This window comes from Nicoliella spurrieriana, from assembly GCF_023380205.1.
Lineage (GTDB): Bacteria > Bacillota > Bacilli > Lactobacillales > Lactobacillaceae > Nicoliella > Nicoliella spurrieriana.
In genome coordinates this window covers 1076032-1101648 of sequence record NZ_CP093361.1, presented here as the reverse complement: position 1 = coordinate 1101648, position 25617 = coordinate 1076032, and the positions used below count along the sequence as shown (strand labels likewise).

The following is a 25617-nucleotide window of genomic DNA, read 5'->3' as shown; positions in this document are numbered from 1 at the left end:
TCCTTAATAAGAGAAACTAGTGTATCCTAAAAACAATCCCAACAATGAGTAGATCCCTAAAATTAAAATTGCCAGTGCAATTATTTTTTCATACCATTTGAATATGTGTGAATGATGATTATCATATTTTTGTAAGTAGTAAAAAACGGGAATTCCAAACATAAACAAAATCGAAATTAAAAGAATAAAATGAATTCCAGCAGAAAATAATAACCAGCAAGTATAAACACTAGCTACTACACCAATGATTATATTTTTAATTTGCTTTGGACTTCGATCGGTTTGGATCGAATACTTCAATTGGTAAAAAGCAGAGAAAGCATACGGAATCAAAATTGCCGAACTAGCAATTGAATAAAATAAGTTATACGCACTACTAGTAAATAAGAATGTAAACATAAACAATTGAACTACGACGTTGGTAACTATCAGTGAATTAACTGGCGCCCCATTTTGATTATCCCTAGTAAAAAATTTAGGAAAGGTGCCCACTTTGGCCGCTTCATATGGCAATTGACCAGCAAACATGGTAAATGATAGCCATGCTCCAGCAACAGAAATAATCAATCCCAAGTTAACCACAATCGCTCCCCACTTTCCAACCACTTTTTCTAATAATGCAGCCATTGCCGGTTGACTTAGATGTGATAATCCTGATTGTTTCATAACTCCAAATGAAAGCAACGTAATCAACATATAAATTAAAATCACAATGGAAAGTCCTAAAACAGTTGCTTTCCCAACGTCAGAACGTTTCTTAGCCCGACTTGAAAACACCACTGCGCCCTCAATGCCAATAAAAACCCAAACGGTTACTAGCATTGTACTTCTCACCTGGGATAAAACATCATTTAATTCAAAATGTTCATTATTAGTGAACCAAAAATCAGCAGTAAAAATGTTTAAACGAAATGAAATAATCATAATTAAAATAAATAAAAAAATAGGAATCAACTTAGCAATTGTAATAATCACGTTAATAAATGATGCAGATTCAATTCCTCGTAAAATCATAAAATGGCATCCCCATAGTACTACGGATGCCACTAAAATGGACCAAATATTTTGACCGTTTCCAAAAATTGGTAAAAAATAAGCCACTGCACTCATTAATAGCGTTGCATAACCAACGGTTCCTAAAAGAGTAGAAAGCCAATATCCCCAGGCAGAATTAAATCCCATATACTTACCAAAACCAGCCTCTGCATAACTAAAGACTCCTGCATCTAAGTCCGAACGCTGTTGAGTAAGATTTTGAAAAGTAAACGCTAACGAAAGCATTCCAACTGCTGTAATGATCCATCCAATGATGACAGCACCAGGACCAGCTCCCACTGCAATATCATGCATAATATTGAAAACTCCGCCACCGATAATCGCCCCAATCACTAATCCGACTAATTCAAGCAGACTTAACTTATGCCCCTGTGGCATTATAACATCGCTCCTTAATCATTATTTATAATTATTCGATTTCATGTATATAAGACACATTTATCCATTATAACGCATTGAATTGTAAAAAACTTGAGTTTTATAAAAAAAGAACAGCTATTCGCTGTTCTTTGAAAGTAATAATACAAATATTATCTTTTTATTTAGTAATTTTATCAATTGCTGTTAATTCGTCAGCAGTAAATGAAAGATTATCCAATGCCTTTAAATTTGATTCCAAGTGATTAATCTTAGATACCCCAGTAATTACACTAGTAACATTAGGATTATTTAATAACCATGCTAAACTCATTTGAGCTAAACTTTGATTTCTATTTTTAGCAATTTCATTTAAAGCATTAATTCGCTTCACGGCACTTTCAGTCCCATTTTTAACTAAAAAGTTATTCGTGCTATGCAAGTGAATCGAATCCGGAATGCCATTCAAGTATTTATCAGTTAGTAATCCTTCGGCAAGTGGACCGTAAGCAACTAATCCCTTTTGAGCATTGCTAAGTGCATCAATTGTCCCATCGTTTTCAATTTCACGGTTAAGAAGATTATAAGACATTTGATTAACTACAAATGGAGTATGAAGTTCTTTAAAGTACTTCATAATTTCTTGTTCCTCTTTACTATAGTAATTAGAGATTCCGATGTATAGTGCCTTTCCTGCTCTAACGATTCCATCAAGCGCTTCAGCAGTTTCCTCAAGGCTCGTATTTGGGTCAAAACGATGGCTATAGTAAATATCAACGTAGTCAAGACCCATCCGCTTTAAACTACGGTCGAGAGCAGCAACTAACGTTTTTTTAGATGAAAATGAACCATATACTCCTGGCCACATATGATAACCAGCTTTAGTAGTAATGATTAATTCATCTCGATATGGTTTTAAATCTGCCCGATAGACCTGCCCAAACATTCTTTCAGCAGCACCTGATCCTGGTCCATAGTTATTAGCCAAATCAAAACTAAAAATGCCCCGATCAAAAGCAGCTAACATTGCTGCTTCACTATCTTTAAAATTAGCATCATCACCAAAACTATGCCACATTCCAAATGATAATGCAGGTAACTGTAGTCCAGAATTACCAGCTCTTCTTACATGAACATTATCGTAACGATTATCGCTTGCTTTATACATAAACTCACTCCTAGTTTGAAATTAAATTATCTAAATAAATGATAAGGTGGTTTATAAAACCAGTCAAGAAATTCAAACTAAAAAAGGACTGCCAGTTTGACAATCCTTAATTTAGTAACTATTTAATTGAAATTCCCTTCCAGTTACGACTCATTCCAGTTGGACTCCAGACGTATCCCTTAACGTTTGGATTCCATAATTCAGTAGTAGCGGGTTCGTACACCGGAATAACTCCTTGATCCTTCATTAGAATCTTTTCAGCATTTGCCATATCATAAGCCCGTTGCTTAGGATTATTAGCATCTTGATTATTAGCCTTGTTCATTAATTGATCATATTCTGAGTTACTCCACTTACCAAAGTTAAAGGTACTATCAGATGTCAGTAAATCTAAGAAGTTAGTTGGGTCATTGAAATCAGCTCCCCATTTAGTAAGGACAATATCAAAATTACCACTATCTTGACGACTCATCCGGACTTTATTAGGGATGTTATTTAAATTAACCTTTAATCCAGGTAACTTCTGTAGTTGAGCTTGTAAAAACTCAGCAACCTGTTTTGTAGTGTAATCATCATCAGTCATTAAATTAACGGTTAGCTTCTTCTTACCACTTTGCGCAAGGGCTTGCTTCCATAGTTCCTTCGCCTTTGGTAGGTCGTAAGCAACTCCCTGTGGATATGCAGCAGCCTGTTTAAAGTTCTCATTTGTGCCCTTGATCTTAAAATCATTTAAAACACTTGGAATAAATCCAGCTGGTGTAATGGAACCATCCCGTAATACGTTTGATACCAAATTCTTTCGGTTGATTGCTAGTGAAAGCGCCCTTCTAGCATCAGCATTCTTAAAGATACTAAGCTTTTTCTCATTCGTTAGCATGTAAACGGTAGAACCACCGATATATGATCTAAATGCCTTATTATGACGATAGTTAGCAACCTGGGTCCCATTCAATGGAGTTGAATCCAATTTATTTTGTTGGAATAACTTCAAAGTTGTCGATGGATCAGTGCTAACTTGAATATTAATATCCTTTAAATGGACATTCTTCTTATCCCAGTAACGATTATTTTTAACTAATTTCCAGGTATCTCCAGTCCCATTCCAATCCTTTAATATAAATGGACCATCAGAAGTAATCGTGGAACTATTCGTCCCATACTTACTTCCATATTTTTCAACCACTTTTTGTTCCTGTGGGAAAAAGACAGGAAAGGCTAGTAACTTAGTAAAGTAAGGGACTGGTTTATCTAACTTAACCACTAACTTATAGTCGCCATCTGCCTTAACGCCTAATGAATCCGGATTTAACTTACCACTTTGAATTGCCTTGTAGTTATGAATTTGACTATACAGATATCCATACTGAGCTGCTGTCTTTGGATTAGCTGTCCTTCGCCAAGCATAAACAAAGTCCTTTGCAGTGACCTTGGTTCCGTCACTCCATTCAACATTCTTCCGTAAATCAAATGTATAAGTTAAACCATCCTTAGAAACGGTTTTCTTAACTGCCAATGCAGGAATTGATTCACCATTCTTGCCATTACGATACAACCCATCCCCAGTATGATTCAACATTGTCAAACTAGCAGAATCGTTTGCCTTTGAATTATCCATTGTGGAAATCGGAGTAGAATAACTTAAGTTTAAAGTCGTTCTATTGTTATTAGTTGAGTTATTTTGACCACAAGCAGTTAATAAAACAGCCGTTAATGGAATAGTCAAACTAATTGCAATCGTCTTGATTCGATTACTCAATTTATCCATGTATTCTCATCCCTTATTACTTATTATAAACAAGTATAATCATATAACACACGACTTATTTTTTCAATCATTAGTTAAATTGATCTGGACTAATTCCTGTCATACCAATCATTGGATCAATAGAATGACTATTTAATAATTCGTTCGTCAAAACCATCTGTTCAGATTGATTGTTTTTATGGAGTTGCCCATTATTAACATCTAGATTGTTTCGATCTGCTTGTTCATTAACTTTAGTTTCATGATGATTACTAATTGGGTCATGTTGACTCCCTTTAATTATCACTATTAGGCGTTCAGCTAAACTAGTATTTCTTCTAGTTCCTGGATCTTGAACACATCGTTTGAACGAATTAATATCGCCTGCTAATACCAGTAATTTAGATGCTCGGGTAATTGCTGTATATAATAAATTCCTTCTTAACATTCTTGTATATTGCGGAACAATTGGCAATAAAACCATCTTAAATTCACTTCCCTGGGCTTTATGAATGGTTGTACAATAAGCCAGGGTAATTTGGATCCAGTCACGTCTTTGATAGGTAACTTCTGCATCATCAAATGCTACCACCAACTTATCATGACTACTATTTTTACCATCAGTAATAATACTAGTAATTAAACCAATATCACCATTAAATACGTTATTTTCAGGACTATTAACTAGTTGTAAGACTTTGTCACCAATTCGATAATTAACATCCCTAAACGTTACTTCCTTTTGATCCGGACTGGTCTTTGGATTCATAATTGCTTGGACAATTTGGTTTAAGTTATTAACGCCGATGGGGCCCTTATACATCGGTGCTAACACCTGTAATTCAGTCGACTTAAATCCCCGTTGATGTGCACGCCCAATTACCTGCTTAATTACTGATTGCACTTGTTTTGCATTGCACTCAATAAAACTGCGATCAGATTGATTAGTGGTAAAATCACTTGGTAACCGACCATTTTTGATTTCATGTGCTAATTCAATAATTGTAGACTTATCATCTTGCCTGTGAATGGTATTTAACTCTAAGCTAGGTAATGTCTGAGATTCCAGAAGGTCACTAAATACTTGACCAGGCCCAACGGAAGGTAACTGATCTCGATCGCCAACCAAAATCACTTTCATATGCTCTGGAATCGCTTTAATTAGCGTCCTAAATAAATAGGTGTCAACCATTGACATTTCATCAATAATTAAAATTTGTCCAGTGACTTCACGACTTTCAAAATCATCATCCTGCGATTCGTTATTAATGTTAAGGCCTAATAACTTATGAATCGTGCTAGCTTCTGCACCAGTGGTTTCTCGCATCCGTTTGGCTGCACGTCCAGTGGGCGCTGCTAATAAGAATGGGTATGGTGATTCATCATAATCCTTAATTGATAGTGATAAGTCATTTATTTTTGCATATAGAGATAAAATCCCCTTAATAATCGTGGTTTTTCCGGTTCCAGGACCACCAGTCAGTAAAAAGACCGATGATTTCATTGCCATTTTAAGAGCGTTAATTTGCGATTCATCATAATCAATCTGATTTTCTAATTCAATCCGGTTAATCATTTTATCCACCTGTTCATCTGAGGTTGCTTGAGTATCATCCCCAGCCTTATTCAGGCGATTTAAATTATCAGCAATTTCCCATTCTGCATCATATAATTTTTTAAGGTAAACTCGATTATCCTCGCCAACAATTTTTTGTTCACGCGCTAAGGCAACCACTTGCTTACCTAGTTCATTCGCGCCAATTGATCCATCACGACTACCATTCAATAATTCCAATGACTCCAAAACCAGTGAACGTACATTAGTATAGGTGCCACCATTACTTAAAGCTAGCTTATCTAACGCAGTCATGATTCCTGCCCGTAGTCGTCCAGGTGAATTATTTTCAAAACCTAATTCACTAGCAATTCGATCTGCTTTTTTAAAACTAATTCCATTGATATCTTCAACTAATTGATAAGGATTCTCCTTAATGATCGAGAGGGTCTTTTCCTTATAGCAATTATAAATTTTAGCTGATAAGTTGCTTCCAAATCCATAACCATTTAGCCCAATGATAATTTGTTCAACCCCATCATGGTTTTGAACTCCCGAAACTAGTGTCTTCTTTTGTTTTGCAGATAATCCAATTGGATCCAAAACGCTTGAATCATTTAATATTTTAGGGATTAAGTCCGTACCTAGCATTGTAACGATTTTTTCAGCAGTTTTAGCACCAATTCCAGGAAAGTCATCACTAGCTAAGTAGGCAGTCAACCCCTTAGCTGTTGTAGGAGTCTCGCTTTCATAATGATCAACACTGAATTGCTTCCCATACTTATAATGATCAACTAGTTTGCCATAAAAGCGATATTCCGTATCCTGATCAACATCGCCAAAACTACCCACTAATACAATCTCATCCGCATCCCAATCAAAGTTACGTTCTTTGATTTGCACTGATAGGACCTTATAGAAATTATCTTGACTTTCAAAAAAAATTGCTCGGATACTGCCGACCACAAATAACTGATGATCATTTGCAGTCGAATGATCATCATTAAATAGATCCATTGATTGGTCCAAACTAAATTCCCCCATAATGATTTATTTATAATTAGTCGCGTTTGCCCTTTTGAATCTGAATAAACTTTTCAATGTCTTTTAACCGACTCTGTCCCTTATCAAAATATGCACGATCGTATTTTTTTGCTTTAGCAAAATAGTCATCAAATGGTTCTCCAAGAACCATTGCGATAATTCCACGGTCAAAATTGGCTTTTCCATTATTAGTGTCATTTTGTAACATAATATCAAAAAATTGTGCCGCTTCGCTAAAGTTACCTAACGCCAATAAACTACTGCCCAAAATCCAGTTAACAGATGGATCTTGTCGCCGCATTCCTTGAGCAGTTAATGCAAATACGACCGCACGTTTATAGTTCTTTTTAGACATATAACTTTGGGCTACCATAATATACGAATCAAACTTAAGTTTTTGATCATCAATTTGATTAAATTGTTGAATTGCTTTGTCATATTCACCTGCCGCATAGTAAACATTTCCAAGACCGTAAATTAAAGTATTTTTGGCCTTCTTACTTCGATCAGCAAATAACCCCATTGCCTTCATCAATAGTTCCTCAGCTTGATTATAATTACGTAATTGAACTAAAAAAGTTCCTAAATCATAATAAGTTCGGTAATCATGGGGGTGATCATCGATATCTTGAACTAATTTATGAAGAGTCTCGTCAGCCTTTTTCTGCTTAGCTTCCCTTTGCTTAGCTACTTGTTCTTGGTGTTCTTGATTCCCAGTTTGTTTATCACTCATCATTATCACTTCCTAATTTAGATTGTATCAGTAGAATCTAACTTTCTCGATAGATACTGTGTATCATTCCATTTAACTAAGCTAAATGTCTGTCCCTGGTCCTTGGTTTCCAAAATCGTAGTACTAGTATTAGATAACCCACCACGTTTCCGCAAATCAGCCAATTTTTCACCCAGTAGCGAATTAATCAAAGCATTTAAAGCTGCTCCATGGCTAACAATCATCACTTTTTGATCATCTCTTGGATAATCACTAGTGATCATTTCTACTGCTGGAATAATCCTAGCAACCACCTGTTGAAAAGTTTCCCCACCAATTTCATGGTTATCATATTTTTCAGGATGTTCACGAAAGTTATTGAACTGCTCAGGAAATTGTTTTTGAACATCGGTAAATTTTTGCCCTTCCATTTTTCCTAAGTGGAATTCTTCCAATCGATTCCATAGGCTAATCTCTGGAACCACTTCTAACTGATGACGAATTCGTTCTGCAGTAATCCGGGCCCGTTTAATTGGACTTGCAAAAACATGCTCAAATTTAACTGCCCTAAAAAAGGCAGCTAGTTGATCCATTTCTTGATAACTTGTTTTTAATAATGGTGAATCACCACCTGCGCCTTGGTAGCGACTCTCTAAATTCCATTCAGTTTTACCATGTCGAATAAAATAAATTTTCATTGTTTTACCCCGTTATTTACAATTTTATTAGTGTCTGTTACTTATTATAAACTGGATTATAGAAAAATAAAAACACCATACTAACGCATGGTGTTTAATGAGATTTAAATGTACTGTAATTCTTCCTGATTTTGATAGGCCGCATCAATTACTGCTGATCCTAAACATTCCTTGCCATCATATAAAACGACTGCTTGTCCAGGAGTAACTGCCCTGGCTGGTTCATCAAAGATAACCCGGATTTGTTTTTGATCGGCACTTACCTTAACAGTAACTCCGCAGTCTTTTTGTCGATATCTAAACTTTGCAGTACAGTGGAACTCACTGCCCCGTTCAGCAATATCGTTAACCCAAAAGGCATCGGAAGCATCCAAATAATCAGCATAGAGATGCTCATTTTCGTAACCCTTGCCAACGTATAATATATTCTTGGACATGTCCTTACCAACTACGAACCACGGACGATTATCCTTACCATCACCACCAATTCCAAGGCCCTTCCGTTGACCAATTGTGTAATACATTAGGCCGGCATGCGTTCCCTTTTCTTCACCATCAAAAGTCATCATCTTACCGGGAGTTGCAGGGAGGTATTGGCCCAAAAAGGTCTTAAAATTCTTCTCACCAATAAAACAAATTCCAACAGAATCCTTCTTGTCAGCAACTGCTAAGTTTGCCTCCCTAGCAATTTTACGAACTTGGGGCTTAATCATCCCCCCGAGTGGAAACATTACCTGGTCTAATTGTTCAGCAGAAAGTTGACTCAAGAAATAAGTTTGATCCTTATTTGAATCAACAGCACGAAGTAAGTGATTGTGACCAGCTTCATCACGATATAATTGAGCATAGTGACCAGTTGCAATGTAGTCGGCACCTAATTCCAAAGCATAATCTAAAAACGCCCGAAATTTAATTTCTTTATTACAAATTACATCTGGATCTGGAGTCCGGCCCTTTTTGTATTCATCCAAAAAGTAGGTAAATACCCGGTCCCAATATTCTTTTTCAAAATTAACGGAGTAATATGGAATCCCAATTTGTGAAGCCACTTTAGCAACATCTTTATAATCTTCAGTTGCTGTACAGACCCCATTTTCATCGGTATCATCCCAATTTTTCATAAAAACTCCAACAACATCATATCCTTGTTGCTTTAGAACGTAGGCAGTAACTGAAGAGTCCACTCCGCCACTCATTCCAACGACAACCCGAATTTTACTATTATCGGTCATTTATCTATCACCATCATTTCCTTAGATTTCTGATAATCCACGATTTGAAGGTCGCAATTTCCAGTATTAATATATTACTAACTTAAAAGAAGAAATGCAAATTAATATAGCTAGTTTGCAATTGCAAGTACTTTTCTTAAAATTAAATTTTGAATTTGAAAGTTTAGCTGTTCAACATCTTCTGGATGCTGATTGCCCTTAAAAAGATCAACCTTTCTGAGCCCCTTTGCATCGGTCACTGCTAATTTTAGTTGATCTAAATCCTTATTTATAGCTACCTTTAATGTAAAGCCAGTATTTAGATTAAAGCCACTTAATGGTTGTTTTAATACAAAACTGCCATTATTCAATTTATTAAATCCTAAATCTAACATGGTGAACTGTTTAATTTCAGGATTAACCTTAAATTTACGACTATCACCTGCTAATTTTTCTACAGTGGAAAATGCCATTAAAGAACCTCCTATGATTTCTTTTTTAAACGATTCACAATTTTAGTTACTTCATTAATAAACGTATTAATATCTGATTCAGTGGTAAGGTGGCCAAAGCTAACCCGAATCGATTCGCCAATCCGTGGACTTTGCTTGCCAAACATTGCGACTAACACATGCGATGGCTCAATGCTACCAGCAGTACATGCTGATCCACCAGAAACAGCAATCCCTGCTAAATCAAGATTAGTTTGAAGTACATAAGTGGAAATCCCCTTAATCCAAAGGTTTAGCACATGGTTTAGATTATCATGGGATAATTGACCATTAACTGCAAAGTCAATTCCGTTAGCGTTTAACCCATCCATAATCATTTTCTTAAAATGGTAGTATTTGTCCTGACGATGTTGTTTTTCAGTAGAATCCAGTAATGATACGGCAGTGGCAAATCCGGAAATTCCGGGAACATTTTCAGTTCCAGCGCGCCGTTTCATTTCTTGATCGCCACCCTTAATAAAACTAGGAAAACGGATGTCGCTTTGCCGATATAGAAATCCCATCATTTTAGGACCATTAATTTTATGAGCAGAAGTCGAAAGCATGTCGATATGATCAGCCTTTACGTCAACATCTAATAATCCATAGACTTGCACTGCATCGGTATGAAACCAAGCTTGGTGGTCCTTAAGTAACTCACCGATTTCATGAATGGGCATTCGGCTACCGACCTCGTTATTCCCACTCATGATGGTTACCAAAATAGTTTCATCATCCAGTGCGTCCTTTAAATCCTGTAACGAAATATTACCATTTTCATCAACTGGAAGATAGGTGACGGTAAAACCTTTTGATTCAAGATATTGAAGTGGTTTTAACACCGCTTCATGTTCAATCGCAGTCGTAATAATGTGTTTGCCTAGAGACTGACGCGCCTCAGCAGTTTGAATGATTGCAGTATTATCACTTTCGGAACCACCACTAGTAAACACAATCTCATTATCATCAGCGTTAATGCTTTTAGCAATTAAATGTCGGCTATCCTCTAAAACTGAATGAGCTTCCCGTCCCAATCCATAAAGAGTGGACGCATTCCCAAATATATTTTTATACTTATCAGTCATGTCAGCTAATACTTCATCAGCAATTGGCGTGGTTGCAGCATTATCAAGGTAAATTTCTTTCAAAATTAAAAACCCCCTTGTTAATCTTGATTTTGTAAGAAGTTTAGCATCATTTTAGCAGATCGTTTACCAGCTTCAACCACAAACTCATTAAAACTCATATCCGCATTTTCATCTCCAACATCTGACATTGCCCTAATTACTACGTATGGAATGTGAAATTGATTAGCAACTTGGCCAACGGCAGCCCCTTCCATTTCACTAGATAATGCATCTGGGAAGTGGTTTAAAATATTGTCAATTTGATGTTGACTTGCAATGAATTGATCTCCAGATACAATTAAACCTGTCTTAGCCTCTAACCCAACTGATTGAGCAGCTGTCATTACTTGATTAACAAACGACTGATCCGCTTTAAAGCGCGCAGGTTGGTCCGGAACTTGTCCATACTCATAACCAGCAGCAGTAGCATCAGCATCGTGGTAAGCAGTTTCAGTAGAAATAACTACATCCCCAACTGAAAGACCCTTGCCAATTCCAGCTGCTGAACCAGTATTGATAATAATGTCAACATCAAATTCAGTCACTAATAAAACTGAAGTAATTCCTGCCTCAACCTTACCAATCCCAGATTTAACTAAAACTACTGATTCTCCATTAATCGTTCCGGTAAAGAAATCAATTCCCTTAATTGTTTTTTTCACTTCATTTTCTAAACTGTCGTGAAGGCTCTTGATTTCTTCATCCATTGCACATAAAATTCCGTATTTCATTTTAAATTCTCCTTAATTTACAAAAAATAATACTAAAAACACAATTAAAATTCCAATCCCAAGCAAAATAATCAAAGTATCCAAGCGGTGAGCAATTCGTTTTGAGCGTTGTTCAGCAATTTGTTGTTTAGTTGCTTGATCTTCCCATAATTTATTCTGACGCAATCGTTGCCGACTAAGTGGCTCATCAGATGAAAACTGAGTTGCACTGCTATCCAAATCATCTAGATTATCGTTGTTTTCCTTGATTTTACGATATTGTTTTCTAGTCATAAAATCTGAATCTGAATGTTCATTGTTACTAATCACATTCACCTACTTACTTAATAATTCCCAGTATAAAATAGCCATTGCAGTCTTAGCATCCTTTATTTTACCACTATCCAAAAGATGCTTAGCTTCACTTAGTGAATAAGCTTTAATGCCCAGATACTCACCCTTATCGCGTGGTAATTCATCACTAACTGGTTCCAGGTCGGTCGCTAAGTATAGATCCATATATTCATCAGAAAAACCAACCGAGGTATAAAAGCCGGTCAAGTGCTTTAATGTTTTAGCACGATAGCGAACTTCTTCGTTCAACTCACGAACCATTGCATCTTTAGATGAGCCCGTATCCCTAGAATCAACCTTTCCAGCTGGAATTTCTAAAGTTACTTCCTGAACTGGTGCCCGCCATTGAGTCTCCATTAGCATTTTATTATCACCGGTAATTACCAGCGCCGCAACAGCTTTCGCATGGTAAACAATATCCCTACTAGATTCTTGACCATTAGGTAATTTAACAATTTGTTTTTCTACATCAATAATTGAACCATGGTATTTAGGTTCTCTTTTAATTATTTTTTCCTCTAAGTTCATCATTATCACCCATTTCATTAACTATTATAATTTTAGCGATAATTATTTAACTTTGCAATTTAATTGGTTTCAATGGGTTGGACCTTAGCAGCTTGCGGGCCCTTTTGACCATTAACTACTACGTATTGAACCTTTTCACCAGGGGTTAAGGTTTTAAACCCATCACCAATAATTGCTGAAAAATGAACGAATAATTTATTCTTATCAGCTTCCTTAATATATCCAAAACCTCTTTTTTGATCATATTCGGTAACAGTTCCAATTAACATTTCATCATTTCCCTTCTAAATTAAAAAAGCTGGGAAAGTTCCCAGCTTTTTGGTTATTCAGTAAATCCTTCTTTAGCAGTTTCAGGAAATTCCTGTTTAACGATTGCAGCACAACGTTGACAGAATTCTGGATAATCAGGATCGCTACCAACATCCTTAGTAGTTAGCCGACACCGTTCACAAACATCTCCTTCAGCTTTTTCAACGGTCATTGCAACATCATCACCATACTTATCAGCATCAGATGGTGCTTCTTGATAATCCTTAACTTCTAATTGTGAAACTAACAAATCTTGTTTAACATTCGTGTTCAAATCTTGAAGTAATTGTTGATCCTTTTCGTTGAGGTATAAGCTTAGCTTAGCTTCTGAAGCTTTTCCAATTAACTTTTGATCACGAACCTTTTCTAGTGACTTCAAAACATCTTCACGTAGATTCATAAATTGATTCCAGTTAGCAAGTAATTGATCTTCATTAGCGACCTTTGCTACCTCTGGCATTTCTGATAGTTGAGCAAATTCTTCTGGTTCCTTTAAAAATTGCCAAACTTCCTCAGTCGTATGTGGCATTACTGGAGTCAGCAACTTAGTTAATGCTACCACCACCTTGTAGACAACGGTTTGCATCGAGCGTCTAGAAGCACTGTCCTTAGCATCAATGTATAAGATGTCCTTCGCAATATCCAAATAGAATGCTGATAGGTCTGCATTAACGAACTTCAAAACGGTCTTATAAATATCCAAGAAGTCGTATTGATCGTAATAACCCTTTACTTCTTCAACAAATCGATTTAGCTTAACGAACATGAACTGATCCAATGCACTCATCTTTTCAAATGGGACCGTGTTTTCCTTTGGATCGAAGTCACTAGTATTAGCTAACATATATCTAATTGTATTTCTAATTTTCTTATAGCTATCTGATACCTTCACAAAGTTAGCCATCGATACCCGAACGTCAGCTGAAGTATCAACAGAAGTCACCCAGGTTCTAACAATATCAGCACCCATCTTTTCAATTACTTCAGAAGGTGCAATTGTGTTCCCAAGAGACTTACTCATCTTATGTCCTTCACCATCCAAGGTAAAACCTTGTGATAATAATTGCTTATAAGGAGCATGTCCAGATACCGCCACACTAGTAATTAAACTAGAGTTAAACCAACCACGGTATTGGTCTGAACCTTCTAGGTACATATCAGAAGGGTAGGTAAGGTAAGAACGCTCTGCTAGTACTCCTTGGTGTGATGAACCAGAATCAAACCAAACGTCCATGATATCATTTTCCTTAGTAAACTTACCATTTGGTGAATGTTCATTCGTGTAGCCTTCTGGTAACAAGTCCTTAGCTTCTCTTTCAAACCAAACATCAGAACCATACTTACCAAATAAATCAGCAACGTGGTCAACAGTTTCTTTTTCAATAATTGGCGTTCCGTCTTCACCATAAAAGATTGGAAGTGGAACTCCCCAAACCCGTTGTCTAGAGATAACCCAATCGCTTCGGTTTGCAATCATATTGTGGAGCCGCTTTTGACCCCAGTCTGGCTTAAACTTAACTTCGTCAATTGCAGCTAAAATTTGATCCTTAATTTTATCAACGGATGCAAACCATTGGGTCGTGGCCCGGTAAATAACTGGTTTCTTAGTTCGCCAATCAAATGGATAACTATGCTCAATTGGCATGTATTTTAGCATTAAGTTAGCTTCTTTTAACTTATTTAATGAAATTTCGTTTGCATCATCATAGAAGACCCCTTCAAAATCCTTACCGGCTTCCTTGGTCATATAACCCTTAGAATCAACATCAACGAAAACGTCTAGTCCATACTTCTTCCCAACTTGGTAATCATCGTCCCCAAATCCAGGTGCCGTATGAACTAATCCAGTCCCGGCATCAAGAGTAACGAAATCACCTAACATCGTTAATAAACGGCGACTATGATCAAATGGATGTTCAGCTTCAACGTATTCAAGATCCTTACCCTTAAGATTCTTAACTACTTCGTAACTGTCCCAACCAAATAACTCAGCATCCTTTTCCAATAAATCAGTAGCGATCACAAACTTACGATCGTCACCAGCTGGTTTAACAACTGAATAATCAAAATCGGCGGAAACAGTGATTCCTCCAGATGCTGGAATCGTCCATGGCGTCGTAGTCCAAACGGCCATATAGGTGTTATCATCCAAAATCCCTTTACCATCAACTACTCGTTCCCCATAAAATGCTGATGGTGATGTAATATCATGATATTCAACTTCGGCTTCAGCCAATGCTGATTCTGATGACCATGACCAAATAACTGGTTTCAATCCACGGTAAATCAGATTCTTTTCAGCCATTTTACCAAACACTCTAATTTCAGCAGCTTCAAATTCAGGAGCAAGGGTTAAATATGGATTGTCCCATTCACCAGCAACCCCTAACCGTTTAAACTCAGTTCTTTGTCGATCAACTTGCTTTAAAGCATAGTCATGACAAAGCTTTCTAAAGTCATTAGTACTCATCTTTTTACGATCATAGCCAGCTTGAGTTAATTTTTGTTCAATTGGTAATCCATGGGTATCCCAACCAGGAACATATGGTGATCTAAATCCATTCATTGATTTATAACGAACAATGAAATCTTTAGAGATTTTATTCATCGCATGGCCCATGTGAATATCACCATTAGCATATGGAGGTCCATCATGAAGCACAAACGTTGGCTTACCCTCATTTAATTTTTGACGTTGTTCATAAACCTTATTTTCAGCCCACACATTTTGACGTTCAACTTCTTTTACTGGTAAGTTTCCACGCATTTTAAACTTGGTCTTACCTAAATTCAATGTATCCTTTACTCGCATTATATTAGCTCCTTTTTGAGATTTATATACAAAAAAAGACTTCATCCAAGGGACGAAATCTTCCGTGGTACCACCCAATTTTAGAATATATAAATTCTCTTATTTGATATAATTGAATTGACTATGTATAAATAGCCAGGATTGATGGAAAATATTAAAAACAACCTATCGAACTCTCACCGCGCTTCGACTCGCTTGAGGCGTTTTAAACTTTCACTATCCCATTCAATTGAATGCTATTAAATTTGTCTTGAAGATCCATCAGGATAGTAAACGGTATTCGCTTCAATCTCAGATGAAGTACCATTACCACCTTGATCTTGACTAGATTTTACACTCTGTCCTTGCATGTTGTCAAGGTTATATGCCATTTCATTATTAGAACTATTCTGATTGAAGTTAGGCGCTTGATTCAAATCATTATTCCCAGCAAAATGAGCCCCTTGGTTAAATGAATTATTAGGTGCTGGCTCCGGATTTTGAGCAGGAGCGGGATTAGAATTATTATTATCAGAATTTAGCAATTCATCCCAATCATGATTTTGTGCCAATGCTAACTGTCCTTGTAATAAATGAACTATTTTCTCACGAAGATCACGACTAGTTGACTTCAAAGTCGTAATCTGAGTAGTTAAAGCAGATGCCTGCTGACTAGAATCAGCAATCATTTGATCAGATTGTTGCTTAGCGTTATTAATAATTGTCCCAGCTTGTTGGTTAGCGCTGTTAACAACCGTTTGAGCTTTGTTAGTAGCATCATTAACTATTTTTTGAGCCTGCTGTTTAGCTTCATTCAGAACAGTTTGAGCATTTCCAGTGGCATTATTTTTAACTTCATCAGCAGCTTGTTGGGCAACTAAAATTGATTGATTAAGTGAATTTTGCATTTCATTGAACCGCTTTAATTGAGACTGCGTCTGATTTAAAGCGGTTCTTAAATCGTCATTTTGTTTAATTGTAATCTGATAGTCTTTAATGATTTGATCCAAAAAATCGTTAACTTGATCAATGTTATACCCACGCATTTTAACTGAAAATTCTTTGTTATGAATATCTTGTGGACTTAGTACCATTTTGTATTCCCCCAAATCATTTTTTTAGTATTGATAAACTAATTCTTAATTTATTTCGCCGACTAACTCCCAGTACCTGTGAAACCCTTAAGCGACCATACCCACGTACTGATAGAACGTCATTTATTTCTAATTCATAATCGGGCCGATCAAATTCGCCCCAATTCAAATGTATTTTACCATGTTTAACCAAATCTTTTGCAATATTTCTTGAAATATTGAATCCTTTTGAAATCACATTATCAATACGCAATGAAGAAACAGTTGTGTTAACTTCCTTCCACTCATCTAGTGGCTCAATTATTTTATTAATGGGTAGTTTCTGTAAATCAACCTTGATTTTACCAATCCGGTCAATTTGCCCCTCCAAATAAATTTGCATCTCTTCTTCCGTAACAAACTGCCATCGCACTCCATCAAATAAAATATCTCCAATTACATTGCGTTCGATTCCAGAACCCATTAGAGTCCCCAAAATCTGACCATGATGTAAATTAGCAAACTTTGTTGGATATTTAATTTCAAAAAGACATAGCTTAAAGTCACTATCATTTGGCTCAAAATAGCTAGGATAAATCAGCGCACGTTTCATCTCAGAATTATGTAGCCCACCAAAGTAAGATACCTTAACATCTTCATAACTATTAACGATAATTTGTAATAGGTACATCTGTCTGGGATTCAAAAAACTAGTTAAAATAGGGCGATATTCAGTAATTGTCTGAGAAACTAAGTCATCCATTAATTCTAGAAATGGAATTTCATCCCTTCTAAAATGTTGTTCTATATTTTCATTCATAATAAATTTAACACCAGAATTTCTATTCTCATTAAAATGGATTGTAAAACTTGTAGAACAATTAATGCAATTACGGGCGATATATCAACCATTCCAATTCTAGCAAAGCTAAATAATCTTAAAAATGGTGCTACAAATCGAGCTATAAATTGACCAAACTTAGAATAAGCTGCATTGGGAAGCCAAATTAGTAGACAATAAATAACAATGATGATCATATAAAGTGATATTAATCGATTCAAAATGAAAAAAATTAAATCAATAACGGTGGTCAACATTTATTCAGTCCAACTCCTTATCTAAAATGATCCCTTAAATCTCCCTTATCATCACCACTAATTTCAAATTTATGGGGTGTAAATAAAAACACCCGGTCGCCAATTCTTTCGACACTACCATCAAGTGTAAATACCGTTCCACTTAAAAAATCAATAATTCTAGTAATTGAATTATTATCAGTGTGATCAAAATTAACAATTGCAGCATTATTATCAATCAAGCTACTACTAATCTTTTTAGCATCTGAATAAACCCTAGGCTCAAAGATTGAAATTTTACTACTTTGATTTTGTTTCTGCTGAATTGAAACAATTTTAGAATCAAGTTGGGAAATCGAGGGTTGGGGATTTGGTTGTTCAGGATTGATCTTTGACTTAGGCTGATGTTCATTTGGCTCGTTCACTTGATTAGAACTATCCTCATCATCAAGTCCAAAGAACTTACTAAACTTAAACTTATCAGACAAAAAACCACTCCTCCCTAAAAAAGTAACTACTTATTACGACGACGTAACTTAAAGAATGGTGGTAAATCGTCATCATCAGAATCATTATTATCGTTAGATCCAGTATTAACGTTATTTGCATCAAATGGATCAAAACTAGAATGTTCAGGTTTTTGATTTTGATTATCATTATGAACTGGTTGGTCATTAATATTCCAATTATTCATTGGATCATTTTGCACATTCGACCGTGGCTTTGTAACATTATCATTTGAGTTATGATTAGGCTTTGGTTGTGAATTTCCTACATTAGGACGGCTGTTAACATTGCTACTAGTAGATTGATTGTTATTTTGTTCATCAATCCCAGTTGCAATAACGGTTACCCGAATTTCATCACCCAAGTTATTATCGATGGAAGTCCCGAAAATAATGTTAATATCATTTTTAGTAGCTTCAGTAACGATATCAGAAGCACTTTGAGCTTCAAATAACGAAAGATCAGGTCCACCAGAAATGTTCAGTAGTACCTGCTGCGCCCCCTCAATTGAAGCTTCCAATAACGGTGATGAGATGGCTTTTTTAGTGGCTTCAGCGGCACGATTCTCACCACTCGCAGTTCCAACACCCATTAATGCAGAACCCTGATTTTGCATGATTGATTTAACGTCAGCGAAATCCAGGTTAACATAGCCAGGATTAGTAATTAAATCAGAAATTCCTTGAACCCCTTGACGTAACACATTATCAGCTGCTTTAAATGCTTCCATCATCGGGGTCTTCTTATCAACCATTTCTAATAAACGATTATTTGCAATTACAACTAACGTGTCAACGTTTTCCTTTAAAGCTGTGACCCCTTCGGCTGCATAACGAGTCCGCTTAGGTCCTTCAAAACTAAAGGGACGCGTAACAACTCCAACGGTCAATGCACCTTGATCTTTAGCAATTTTAGCAGCAATTGGAGCAGCACCGTTACCAGTACCACCACCCATTCCAGCAGTAATAAATACCATATCAGCCCCATCAAGGGCTTCTCCAATTGCATCTTCACTTTCTTCAGCAGCTTTACTACCAACTTCTGGATTTGAGCCTGCACCTAATCCACGGGTTAATTTAGGTCCCAATTGAATTTTAACTTGGGCCTGAGAGGTATCTAAAGCTTGAACATCAGTGTTAGCAACAATAAATTCAACACCCTTAACGTCATCTGCAATCATCCGATTAACAGCATTGCTACCTCCGCCACCAATTCCAATTACTTTTATTTTAGCACCCTTGTTTTCAGGTTCATCTAATGAAAATTCCATTGTAAATTCCTCCGTTTATTTAATCATCGATTAACCTACGGAAAAATCCGGTAATCGATTTGCCTAGTTTATTTTTACTTTTAGAACGAGACGTAGGTTCATCCATTGGCTCGGTTTCGTCAAAGTTTTGATTTTCGTATTCATTTTGATAATCTGATTCATTATTAGTATTTTCAATATCGTTTGTTTTAAAAGTAACTCCATTTTTTAGTACAGAACGAACCAAAACTTCAATTTCACTCATATTACCACGATATGATACCAATGCTAATGATAATGAATACGACGGATGCCTTAATCCCATCTGATCAGGAATAAAGATTTTAACATTATTATTAAAGGTATCAGCAGCTAAGGAAGCAATTCCAGGAAGAGCTGAAACCCCACCTGTTAAAACAATTCCACCAGGAAGTCCCAAAGCAGAAACTTGATTTAATCCCTGTTTTAACCTACTAAAAATTTGTTCTAATCTGGCCTGAATAATTTCGGAAAGAATTTTTTCAGAGATTTGTGATGGTTGACTTTGACCCACCACCTCAATTGGAAATTTATTTTCATCTGAAGCATCAACAGAATCAGCATATCCATAATCTCGTTTTAATTTTTCAGCACTTTCCATTGAGGTATTCAAAACCACTGAAATATCCTTAGTAATGAACTCGCCGCCCTCTTTGTCAACGGTAGTGTACTTTAACTGGTGATTATGAATAACAGCAGCGGTGGATTGTCCACCTCCTAAATCAACTACAATTGTTCCAAAGTCTTGTTCACCATCATTAAGCAGGTACTTTCCTAAAGCTAATGGACTAACAATCGTGGACTCAATTGTTAAGCCTGCTTTTTGAACTGCTCGCTCAACGTTATGAACAATTGTCCTAGGGCCAGTAATGATGTGACCACGCATCTCTAGGCGAACACCGACCATCCCACGTGGATCCCTAATCCCATCAAATCCATCAACGATAAATTGGTCTGGAATTGCATCAATAACCTGTCTTTCTGGTGGTAAATTTTTAACCATTGCAGAAACCGTCACTTGTTGTACATCTGAATCTTTTATTTCTCTGGACTGGTCAGAAATTGCAACCATCCCACTACAAGGTTCAATCTTAATTAAATTAGCAGGAATTCCAACCACAACGTCATGAATTTGAATACTTGCCTTTTCCTCAGCCTGATTAACTGCGTTTTTAATTGAAAGAGCTGCTTTATCGATGTCAACGATGATGCCGCGATCGACACCCTCAGAATTAGAATTTCCAACTCCTAGGACGTTCATCTGTCCCTTAACTTCTTCAGCAACAATAACCTTGATAGAGGTAGTTCCAATGTCCAGTCCAACATACATTCCTGAATTATCCATATTAGCTGGGGGACCTCCAATATTTTAGATTATTTTTAATTGAGTATTAATAATTAACTCCATTTTAATTATGCTTAAATGAAAAATAACTCGTATTAAAATCAAGATAATTTTAACACAAACCGTTACATTACAAAAGATTAACCAAATAATATTAACATTATTTTTTATATTTAATAGGGTATGAATATGCTCCTACTTCTAGATTAATAATTGATGGTTTCTTGATTTTAGAAACAATTGATGGATAGTAACTCATTTTAGATGCTAATGTATCACTTCTAGCGTAAACAATGTTTTTATCATGCATAGTTAGTTTAATTCTCTGTGGATCATAACTAGTAGGCGCTTTTTCGATTTTAATAATATTTTGTTTAACCGTCTTTGAAAGTTTACTGTATTGAACCGTCATCATCTTTAAATTATTATTAGGTTTAAAATTTACAAAAATAGGCAGGCTGGAAGATGGCGTTAAGATATACTTATTAATAATTTCGCCGTTATCTAATACAATATAATATTTATCCTGACTATATAAATAACCTGCGGTTCCATATTCAACAATTGTAAATTTAACACGATTAAGATGATTAACATCAAAGCTAGCACTCTTAACCTGTGGATTAGATTTTAGAAATTTACTAATAATTTGTTGACGATGGTTTAAAATATGAATTATCGAATCACCATTTTTAATCGGAATTGAGGTAATAATCTCATCTGTTTGTAACTTATGGTTACCAGTAATTGATTTTTGTGAAACCCTACTCAATGGTGAAACTAAGTATATAAGAGAAATTAACATTAGAACTAGTAGGCCCATTACGATACTAAATCTCATAAATGCAGCATTCAATTTTAATTTCCATTGAAAATTAAATCGATTTCCAAAAAAACGATTTTTAACTTTTTCGTTTTTTTGATAACGATTTTGATACTGCTCCCAGGGAGTCTGTTCGGTAGTATTTTTTTGATTGTTCTTCCCAATCCTAGCCATTTAACAAACCCCCTTTATAATTATTTATCAATTACTGAGCGCATTTCCTTATAGAGCCTTGTTGCTGCATCTGGCACCCCAATTTTTTTAGCGTTTTGTGCCATTTCATTACGTTTATGATCATCATGCATCAATTCATCAATTCCTTCAACCAATGAATTAGCATTCAAATCATCTTCGGTAATCATTAATGCCGCCTTACCATCAACTAAACTTTTGGCATTCTTAGTTTGATGATCAGCAGTAACATATGGGCTTGGAATTAAAATTGATGGAATCCCAATTGCAGTAATTTCAGCTAAGCTAGTTGCTCCAGCCCGCCCAACAATTAATGAGACCTTCGGAAGCATTTCTGGCATATTAGAGATATAAGGTTTAATTACAATGTTTTTCCCTAACTGCTGATTACCAAGCTCCGTTTTAACAGTTTGATATCGATTTTGGCCCGTAACAAATAGGACCTGGTAATTACGCTTACTAAACTCCTTCATTGCACTAATGGTTGACTCATTAATTTTAAGAGCACCTTGACTGCCACCAAATATCAATACCGTTGGTTGGTCATCATTTAATCCATATTCAGACCATTTAAAATGACTAACCACACTAGCAGCCTGTTGGGCACGAGGATTGCCAACAAAAGTAACCTTGTCCTTTGGAAATTGACTGGCAGCTACTTTAAAAGCAATTCCAATCTTATTAACATAATGAGATAAGAACCGGTTAGTTAATCCGACAACACTGTTTTGTTCGTGAATCATTGTTTTGACATGTAAACGATTAGCAGCATAGACAACCGCTCCAGAAACATAACCACCGGTCCCAATTACAATATCTGGCTTAAATTGCTTAATAATTTTTTTAGAGTCATGAACGCTTCGTAAAAATAAACTAACAGTCTTAATGTTATCCAATGATAATGAACGTTTAAATCCCTGAATTTTTAATTCTTTAAATTCGATTCCACGTTGTGGAACAATATCTTTTTCCAATCCACGAGTAGAACCAATGTATAAAATTTGAGAATCTGGTTCTTGTTTTTTTACCTCTTCAATTAGAGCCAGTGCAGGATAAATATGCCCACCAGTTCCACCACCTGATACAATCAAACGCATTATTTTTCCTCCTGTTTTCCAGTTAGTTGTTCTACATCTTTAATAAATTCATCACCACGAACTTCAAATGTTTCAAATTGATCCCAACTAGCATTTGCTGGCGATAATAATACAATATCCCCGGGAGCACTCATTGATTCAGCAACTGGAACCGCCTCATCTAAGGTGTTTACCAATTTAATTTGTCGGATTCCTGCTTTTTCAGCAGCATCCTTCAATAGATATTTAGTCTGACCAAATAAAACAATTCCCTTTACATGTTCAGCTAAATCAGGGACTAACTTATCAAATGTATAACCCCGATCTAATCCACCTGCTAATAAAATAATTGGAGCTTTAAAGCCACGTAATGCCATTTGAGTAGCTTCAATATCAGTTGCCTTAGAATCATTATAGTACTTACGTCCGTTAGCACTCAAAACATATTGGACGCGGTGTCTAACCCCACCAAATGTGGTCAAGACGTGTTTGATTGATTGATCAGATTTACCAACAATCTTGGCAACTGTAATTGCTGCTAATGCATTTTCAACATTTTGTTCACCAGGAATTCTGATATCCTTAGCATCCATAATGTAATTTGATTGAAAGTATAATTTTCCGTTTTCTTCATATGCGCCATCCCTAGATTTAGCTAACCTAGAAAATGGAACTACCTTAGCACGACTTTGCTTACTCAGCTGCTGCAATTCATTAGAATCAAAATTAACCACGAAGTAATCATTTTCATTCTGATTCATGGTAATCCGCATCTTAGCCTTTACATAATTTTCACGCGTTTTATGATAATCTAAATGGTTTGCAAAAATATTAGTAAGAACTGCAATGTGTGGGTGTAAAGTAGTAATTCCTAATAACATGAAACTAGAAATCTCCATCACCATTGTATCACCAGGATTAATTTGCTCAGCAACCTTTGAAGCTGAAATTCCAATATTACCAACTGAATATGCAGTTCCAGAGTGACGATCTTGATTTAGCATTTTAGTAATCATAGTAGTGGTAGTTGTTTTACCATTGCTCCCGGTAACACAAACTAAATCACCATCGTTAATTTCGCTAGCTAATTCCACCTCAGTAATAATTGGCATTCTTAAAGCACTAGCGCGTTGAACAACAACGTTATCGTATGGAATTCCTGGATTTTTTACCATTAAATCAAATTTAGAATCCAATAAATTATCTGGATGACCTCCAGTAATCACATTAATCGATGGATTTAATTGGTTTAGTCCACTTAGTTTGTTTGCTGGTTTAGAATCATTAATTGTAACTTTGGCACCTAATTTAACTAATAAATTAGCTGCATTGATGCCACTTTTACCAGCTCCTAACACCAAAATATTTTTATTTTGATAACTACTAATCTGCTTCATCATGTCTACCTCCAAGTCAATCTATTAAATCATGAATAACAATCCCGTTACAGCTGCAAATAACCCAACTAACCAAAAAACGATGTCAACCTTCCATTCAGACCAACCACTCATTTCAAAATGATGATGAATTGGAGACATCTTAAAAATTCGTTTACCAGTTAATTTAAACGAGGTCACTTGAATAATTACGCTTAGGGTTTCAATTACAAATACAATTCCGATCCAAATTAACGATAACTCATGATGAAGTAGAATTGAAACTGCCGCTAGTGAACCACCTAGTGCTAATGAACCCATATCTCCCATAAAAATTTTAGCAGGTTTATGGTTAAAAATAATAAATGCAAGCATCGCTCCAACAACCGATGAACAGAAGATCAGTACTTCAAACTGTCCTTGGAAATAAGCGATGATTCCATATGCACCAAATGCAATGATTGAGAGCCCAGAAACTAGTCCATCTAAGCCGTCAGTTAGATTAACAGCATTCGAAAAACCAGTCAGCCAAATAATAATAAAAAGTGCATATAACCAACCAAGATGGATATTTCCAACTACTGGAATCCGTAATGCTAATGGAAAATAATAACTAAAAACCCATGTAAAAACAACGCCACCAACAATTTGGCCTAATAATTTCTGCCAAGCTTTTAATCCTTCATTTTGGCGTTTAAAAATTTTAATGCTATCATCCCACATTCCAAGAAGTCCATACAATAATAGAATGAACAGCAAAATTAATAGCGTTGGTTTCATCTGACCAACAAAAAGTGAATAAGCAAGGCTTGTAATGATAATTGCAATGATAAACCATAATCCACCCATCGTAGGGGTACCAGATTTTTTTTCATGCCATTTAGGACCTTCTTCTCTAATCATTTGTCCTTCATGTTTAGCTCTAAAATAACTAATTAGTTTTGGCATTCCTACTAAAGTAATTACAAAACTAATTATTATTGGTACAATCCAATTCATAATTTT

24 protein-coding genes are annotated in these 25617 nt (G+C 35.9%); all 24 read right to left on the bottom strand.

The window, feature by feature from the left end; all coding sequences use genetic code 11:
• Window positions 1-3 precede the first annotated feature (3 nt).
• The 24 genes from arcD to mraY all read right to left on the bottom strand — a co-directional run bounded on the left by arcD (window position 4) and on the right by mraY (window position 25611).
• Complete coding sequence (arcD, locus tag MOO44_RS06080; RefSeq protein WP_260116256.1) at window positions 4-1434, bottom strand: arginine-ornithine antiporter; 1431 nt, start codon at window positions 1432-1434, stop codon at window positions 4-6.
• 160 nt (window positions 1435-1594) lie between these two features.
• The gene (locus MOO44_RS06075; protein ID WP_260116255.1) at window positions 1595-2581 is read right to left on the bottom strand and encodes an aldo/keto reductase; all 987 of its coding nucleotides are present in this window, start codon (window positions 2579-2581) and stop codon (window positions 1595-1597) included.
• Window positions 2582-2699: 118 nt separating this feature from the next.
• Window positions 2700-4346: a peptide ABC transporter substrate-binding protein gene (locus MOO44_RS06070; RefSeq protein WP_260116254.1), complete on the bottom strand. Its 1647-nt coding sequence runs from the start codon at window positions 4344-4346 to the stop codon at window positions 2700-2702.
• Window positions 4347-4416: 70 nt separating this feature from the next.
• Complete coding sequence (recD2, locus tag MOO44_RS06065) at window positions 4417-6924, bottom strand: SF1B family DNA helicase RecD2 (RefSeq protein WP_423802904.1); 2508 nt, start codon at window positions 6922-6924, stop codon at window positions 4417-4419.
• Window positions 6925-6940: 16 nt separating this feature from the next.
• Entirely contained in the window at window positions 6941-7657 is a 717-nt protein-coding gene (locus MOO44_RS06060; RefSeq protein WP_260116253.1) for a tetratricopeptide repeat protein, read from the bottom strand.
• 17 nt (window positions 7658-7674) lie between these two features.
• A complete protein-coding gene (locus tag MOO44_RS06055; protein ID WP_260116252.1) occupies window positions 7675-8334 on the bottom strand; it encodes a histidine phosphatase family protein in 660 nt (219 codons plus the stop codon).
• 104 nt (window positions 8335-8438) lie between these two features.
• Window positions 8439-9566, bottom strand: coding sequence for a tRNA 2-thiouridine(34) synthase MnmA (gene mnmA / locus MOO44_RS06050; protein ID WP_260116251.1), 1128 nt, complete (start codon window positions 9564-9566; stop codon window positions 8439-8441).
• Between the two features lie 110 nt (window positions 9567-9676).
• Window positions 9677-10018, bottom strand: a complete 342-nt coding sequence (locus tag MOO44_RS06045; RefSeq protein WP_260116250.1) for a hypothetical protein — start codon at window positions 10016-10018, stop codon at window positions 9677-9679.
• An 11-nt stretch (window positions 10019-10029) separates the two neighbouring features.
• The gene (locus MOO44_RS06040; RefSeq protein ID WP_260116249.1) at window positions 10030-11184 is read right to left on the bottom strand and encodes a cysteine desulfurase family protein; all 1155 of its coding nucleotides are present in this window, start codon (window positions 11182-11184) and stop codon (window positions 10030-10032) included.
• Window positions 11185-11201: 17 nt separating this feature from the next.
• Window positions 11202-11894 (bottom strand): 5'-methylthioadenosine/adenosylhomocysteine nucleosidase, encoded by a 693-nt coding sequence (locus MOO44_RS06035; protein ID WP_260116248.1) that lies wholly within the window; start codon window positions 11892-11894, stop codon window positions 11202-11204.
• Window positions 11895-11906: 12 nt separating this feature from the next.
• Window positions 11907-12203: a hypothetical protein gene (locus MOO44_RS06030; RefSeq protein WP_260116247.1), complete on the bottom strand. Its 297-nt coding sequence runs from the start codon at window positions 12201-12203 to the stop codon at window positions 11907-11909.
• 6 nt (window positions 12204-12209) lie between these two features.
• A complete protein-coding gene (locus MOO44_RS06025; protein WP_260117311.1) occupies window positions 12210-12755 on the bottom strand; it encodes an NUDIX hydrolase in 546 nt (181 codons plus the stop codon).
• A 59-nt stretch (window positions 12756-12814) separates the two neighbouring features.
• Window positions 12815-13024: a cold-shock protein gene (locus MOO44_RS06020; RefSeq protein WP_260116246.1), complete on the bottom strand. Its 210-nt coding sequence runs from the start codon at window positions 13022-13024 to the stop codon at window positions 12815-12817.
• A gap of 53 nt (window positions 13025-13077) precedes the next feature.
• Complete coding sequence (gene ileS, locus MOO44_RS06015) at window positions 13078-15876, bottom strand: isoleucine--tRNA ligase (protein ID WP_260116245.1); 2799 nt, start codon at window positions 15874-15876, stop codon at window positions 13078-13080.
• A gap of 239 nt (window positions 15877-16115) precedes the next feature.
• On the bottom strand, window positions 16116-16949 hold the full coding sequence (locus MOO44_RS06010; RefSeq protein WP_260116244.1) for a DivIVA domain-containing protein: 834 nt from the start codon (window positions 16947-16949) through the stop codon (window positions 16116-16118).
• 16 nt (window positions 16950-16965) lie between these two features.
• Window positions 16966-17748: a YlmH family RNA-binding protein gene (locus MOO44_RS06005; protein ID WP_260116243.1), complete on the bottom strand. Its 783-nt coding sequence runs from the start codon at window positions 17746-17748 to the stop codon at window positions 16966-16968.
• On the bottom strand, window positions 17745-18026 hold the full coding sequence (locus MOO44_RS06000) for a YggT family protein (RefSeq protein WP_260116242.1): 282 nt from the start codon (window positions 18024-18026) through the stop codon (window positions 17745-17747). The genes MOO44_RS06005 and MOO44_RS06000 overlap by 4 nt, the downstream gene beginning before the upstream one ends.
• Before the next feature lie 17 nt (window positions 18027-18043).
• Window positions 18044-18493: a cell division protein SepF gene (locus MOO44_RS05995; RefSeq protein WP_260116241.1), complete on the bottom strand. Its 450-nt coding sequence runs from the start codon at window positions 18491-18493 to the stop codon at window positions 18044-18046.
• A gap of 26 nt (window positions 18494-18519) precedes the next feature.
• The gene (ftsZ, locus tag MOO44_RS05990; RefSeq protein ID WP_260116240.1) at window positions 18520-19782 is read right to left on the bottom strand and encodes a cell division protein FtsZ; all 1263 of its coding nucleotides are present in this window, start codon (window positions 19780-19782) and stop codon (window positions 18520-18522) included.
• 19 nt (window positions 19783-19801) lie between these two features.
• Window positions 19802-21145 carry a cell division protein FtsA gene (ftsA, locus tag MOO44_RS05985; RefSeq protein ID WP_260116239.1) on the bottom strand — a complete coding sequence of 448 codons (1344 nt, stop codon included), beginning with the start codon at window positions 21143-21145 and terminating at the stop codon, window positions 19802-19804.
• Between the two features lie 160 nt (window positions 21146-21305).
• On the bottom strand, window positions 21306-22142 hold the full coding sequence (locus tag MOO44_RS05980; protein ID WP_260116238.1) for a cell division protein FtsQ/DivIB: 837 nt from the start codon (window positions 22140-22142) through the stop codon (window positions 21306-21308).
• A 20-nt stretch (window positions 22143-22162) separates the two neighbouring features.
• A complete protein-coding gene (gene murG / locus MOO44_RS05975) occupies window positions 22163-23257 on the bottom strand; it encodes an undecaprenyldiphospho-muramoylpentapeptide beta-N-acetylglucosaminyltransferase (protein ID WP_260116237.1) in 1095 nt (364 codons plus the stop codon).
• Complete coding sequence (gene murD, locus MOO44_RS05970) at window positions 23257-24633, bottom strand: UDP-N-acetylmuramoyl-L-alanine--D-glutamate ligase (RefSeq protein WP_260116236.1); 1377 nt, start codon at window positions 24631-24633, stop codon at window positions 23257-23259. The genes murG and murD overlap by 1 nt, the downstream gene beginning before the upstream one ends.
• Before the next feature lie 24 nt (window positions 24634-24657).
• Window positions 24658-25611: a phospho-N-acetylmuramoyl-pentapeptide-transferase gene (gene mraY / locus MOO44_RS05965; protein WP_260116235.1), complete on the bottom strand. Its 954-nt coding sequence runs from the start codon at window positions 25609-25611 to the stop codon at window positions 24658-24660.
• Window positions 25612-25617: the final 6 nt, after the last annotated feature.